3 protein-coding genes and 1 pseudogene are annotated in these 3,504 nt (G+C 59.4%); all 4 read right to left on the bottom strand.

Annotated elements, in window-relative coordinates; all coding sequences use genetic code 11:
- Positions 1–331: 331 nt before the first annotated feature.
- Entirely contained in the window at positions 332–1,504 is a 1,173-nt protein-coding gene (locus tag TNMX_RS02990; RefSeq protein ID WP_038029356.1) for a serine hydrolase, read from the bottom strand.
- Between the two features lie 29 nt (positions 1,505–1,533).
- The gene (locus TNMX_RS12370) at positions 1,534–2,670 is read right to left on the bottom strand and encodes a methyltransferase (RefSeq protein ID WP_052037913.1); all 1,137 of its coding nucleotides are present in this window, start codon (positions 2,668–2,670) and stop codon (positions 1,534–1,536) included.
- Between the two features lie 23 nt (positions 2,671–2,693).
- The gene (locus TNMX_RS02980; protein ID WP_038029354.1) at positions 2,694–3,044 is read right to left on the bottom strand and encodes an SdpI family protein; all 351 of its coding nucleotides are present in this window, start codon (positions 3,042–3,044) and stop codon (positions 2,694–2,696) included.
- A gap of 166 nt (positions 3,045–3,210) precedes the next feature.
- Positions 3,211–3,504, bottom strand: a pseudogene (locus tag TNMX_RS02975) (transposase); the annotation flags it as partial.

Here is a 3,504-nt window from a genome sequence, read left to right as displayed (position 1 = left end):
CAGGGCTTTGTGATCAAGGTGCTCTCCTTCATCTTGGCCCACAACCTAAATCTCTTGGCTCAACAAATGCTCGGGTAGCAACTTGGGTACCCTTACACATAATCCCTTACACTACCCAGCGCCCCCTCCCGGATCCACGCCTCGAGCTGGTCCTCCGCCTCAAATCCCGCCAGAACACGGGCGAACTCCTCCGAGGGGAGGTACTCCACTAGGGGCCCTTGAGAGCCGCCGGGTTGCGGAATTCCACTGTGCTGGCGATGCCGTCAGCTTGGCTCCAGTGGATCCAGTACAGCTTTATGGCTATACCGGGGTCCGTGCTGCTGGCGGACCGCTACTGCAGGCCAGCCAGAACCTCTAGCAAGCCGCCATATAGGGACACAAAGCGGCCCTCATCGAGCATGGTCTGGTCATTCCATGTGGCTACAACACAATACCGGTGACCCTGGTTGGAGCTTAAGAAGGCAGTGAGGTTGAGCACCCCAGGCTCACTACCGCCCTTGTAGGCGATTCTGCGCCAGCCCTTCGGCCGTACAGGACCGGGGTTGATGGCCATGAGCGGTAGATCCGCAACCCCTTCGATCAGACGGCAGAGCTCGCGAGCGCTGAAGAACCACTCCACCTCCGGGGCTACCGGCCCACCTGTAAATAGTGTGGGCGGTGGGAGTGGGATCTGGTCCAGCTCCGGCAGCAACCTCCGCCTCTCGACCTCGTCTGCACGGAGGTAGCGTTCGAGAATCCCGCGGTTCTCCGGGTTCTTGAGCGCGAAGGCCTCACGAGTGGAGAGGAGGGGGCGGTTTTGGCCCGACCAGTGCTCCACCTGTTCCCGACCCAACACCGCGAGAAGCGCATCACTCGCTGTGTTGTCGCTCAAGGAGATCATCAGGGCGGCTAGAGTATATAGGGTGATTGGTGCGCCTTCAGGCCAATTTTGCAGTATCCCAGTAGGCAGACTCTTCCATTGGGGACGCAGCTCTACCACCTCAGACCAGGAACGCTTCCCGGCTTTTATCTCCTCCCATAAAGCGTTCAGTATCGCCAGCTTGAAGCTCGAGCCTACCGCCAGGGACTCGTCAGGGTTCAGCCCGGCCAGCTCCTCTCCATCCCGAAGCACCAACAGGCTTACCTTCCCGGGCAACTCGCGGAAGGCAGCCAGCGCCTGCTCCAGACTCGCAAGCCGGGGACGAGGCGTCAAAAACCGGAGCTGGGCGATGCGCCCCTCCGGATCCAGAACGATCACCGCAGGGACCTCCCCCTTTTCGAAGGACACCACGAACCCATCGTCCTCTGCACGGGCCTCCAAGTACCGGCCAAGCTGGGCCTCCAGGGCGGAGATCACCTGGTCGACCTGGGCCACAGGCACCTGCTGGAGAAAGCTGGTAGTAAACCACGCGGCTTGGGCCGGCCGCACGGTGAAAAGTCGTTCAAGGGTTGCAAGAGGTGAGGGCATCTGGCCTAGGGCAAGGGCGGTAAGCAGAACAATTGGGAGTGGGAGGGCCCGCGCCATCTATAGCCCCCCGTGCTCGGTGCTGCGGTTCACACGAACCATAACCCCTCCGAGCTGACCCTCGAGAAGTTTTGGTACACCACCTTCCCCTTTGGCCCGCTGCGCGTGATATGCAGGGCGTACGGCACCGCGTGGGTGACGTTGAGCCGTCGGAGCCGCTCTGCCAGCCTGGCTGCGATCTCGTCGTATGCCTGGGGAGAAACTAACTGGGATGAGCTGACAAGCCCCCGGAAGAAGGGGCTGGAGGGGTCCAGGGGAAAGCGGTTCAGTACGGTCAGCCGTATGACCAGATCATGAGTACGGGCCAGCTCTGCTAGCTCGCCTTCGATGACGAGGTCACCCTCATCCGCGAGCGTAAGACCTATAATCTGTGCTCGGCCTGTCTCACTAAGATGCTCGGGCAACCCCTGGATGATTTTGCGGGTAACAGCGAAGCCGTCTATGCCACCATGTCCTACAAAAGGGTAGTCCAGTTCCTCGGGGAATGGGACCAGCGGCGGGTTGGCGACTACTAAGTCGTACTGCCGGTTTTCCGGAAGTTCGTCATACAGAGATCCTCCCCAGACCTGTATTCGGTCGTGCCGTCCGTTGAGCAGGATGTTGCACCAAAGCACCTGCCTTGCGAGGGGATTGATCTCGACCGCGTCGACCGACGCTGCGAACGATGAGCAGTGCAGGGCCTGGATGCCCGACCCTGAGCAGAGGTCCAGGCAGTGCTCGCCCGGCATCGCGTGCAACCGGGCAAAAAGCCCAATGGTATCATCCCCGAAGTACACGTTAGGGTCCTGGTTTGGGGTGTCGATGAAAACGAGGTAGCCGAGGTAAGCCCATAGAGAAAGGCCCTTCAGTCGGGCCCAGCCCCCCTCGAGTTCCTCCGCAAGCTCCATCTCGAGCAGAACCCTCCAGGTTTCCCCTAGTAAGCCATCGAGGTAGCTCTGGTGGGCCCGCTTGTTCAGCAGCAGGAAGTCGATAAGTCCTCGGATTTCAGGGAAGGCAAGGTTACGGCAGGTCGTCCACTTTGCAGAGCTGAAGCAAAACGGGTTAAAGGTAGACACGAACTCCGCGTAACCGCAAGCGAGCAGGCGACCTCGAAGCTGGCGTAGCCGGAGAGCTAGCTCCTGCGGCCCCGCTGCCGCGTTGATGGTTAAGTCAGCTTGATTTTCCATAACGACCCCCCGAGGTTACTAGCTCACAAGTTCCGATGGTATAAGAAAAGCACCAGAATGAGAATCAGCAGTGGCACGATCTCAAAAGCCAGCCCCAGTACGATTAGGCTGTTGGGATCGAGGTTGGTGTAGCGATCTAGGAGTAGAAGGGCGATGCCCAGAACAATCATAACGATCGAGACAGCGATACTAACTCGGCCCGCAAAGCGGTTGGCCTCGTACCAGATGGACGGATCGGCCAGGGTCTTGGACGTCCTGAAGCCATAGGTGCTGTTGGGAGGAACTTTCCCCTGCACCAGCGGGATGGACAGCCCGAACAACAGCGCCGCCACGATGAAAATTGAAACGGCTATAGACATGGTTTTCCCATGCATGCTAAGACCTCAGGAGCGAAAAACGAAGCCGTAGCCGCAGGACGTGAGCAGGAGACCACTGGCTGTGCTTACGAACTCTAGGAACTTCCTTCGGGTGCTGGAATGCCGCTTGCCTCCCGCAGAAGGAAAGGCTTCATCCCTAGGTTGCTGTCCCATGCCACCACCTTCAAAGTGCACTAGTCAGTAATCCCAAGCTAAAGCCTCCCTGAGCAAAAGTCAAGGGGCTGTAGTCGGTCAACACATTTGAGACTCTGTGGGGACCGCCTCCCCCCGTATTCTAGCCAGGTACTCTAAAGGGGCCAGGCCCCCCAAGGCCCGGTGGGGTCGCCGGCGGTTGTAGTGGTCCAGGTAGGCGTCAAGCTCCCTTTGGAGCTCGGGGATCTGTGAAGGCAACGGTCGTGTGTAGAACTCATCCCTAAAGGTCCGCTGCATCCGCTCCACGTGACCATTGAGCTTGGGA

It is taken from the genome of Thermus sp. NMX2.A1 (genome assembly GCF_000511705.1).
GTDB classification, from domain to species: domain Bacteria; phylum Deinococcota; class Deinococci; order Deinococcales; family Thermaceae; genus Thermus; species Thermus scotoductus.
Note: the sequence above shows the minus strand (reverse complement) of the source record. Positions and strands in the feature narration are given on the sequence as shown.

Coding starts and splice junctions, on each gene's coding strand:
- TNMX_RS02990 (WP_038029356.1), bottom strand. CDS start 1,504: ATGGCGCGGGCCCTCCCACTCCCAATTGTTCTGCTTACCGCCCTTGCC.
- TNMX_RS12370 (WP_052037913.1), bottom strand. CDS start 2,670: ATGGAAAATCAAGCTGACTTAACCATCAACGCGGCAGCGGGGCCGCAG.
- TNMX_RS02980 (WP_038029354.1), bottom strand. CDS start 3,044: ATGCATGGGAAAACCATGTCTATAGCCGTTTCAATTTTCATCGTGGCG.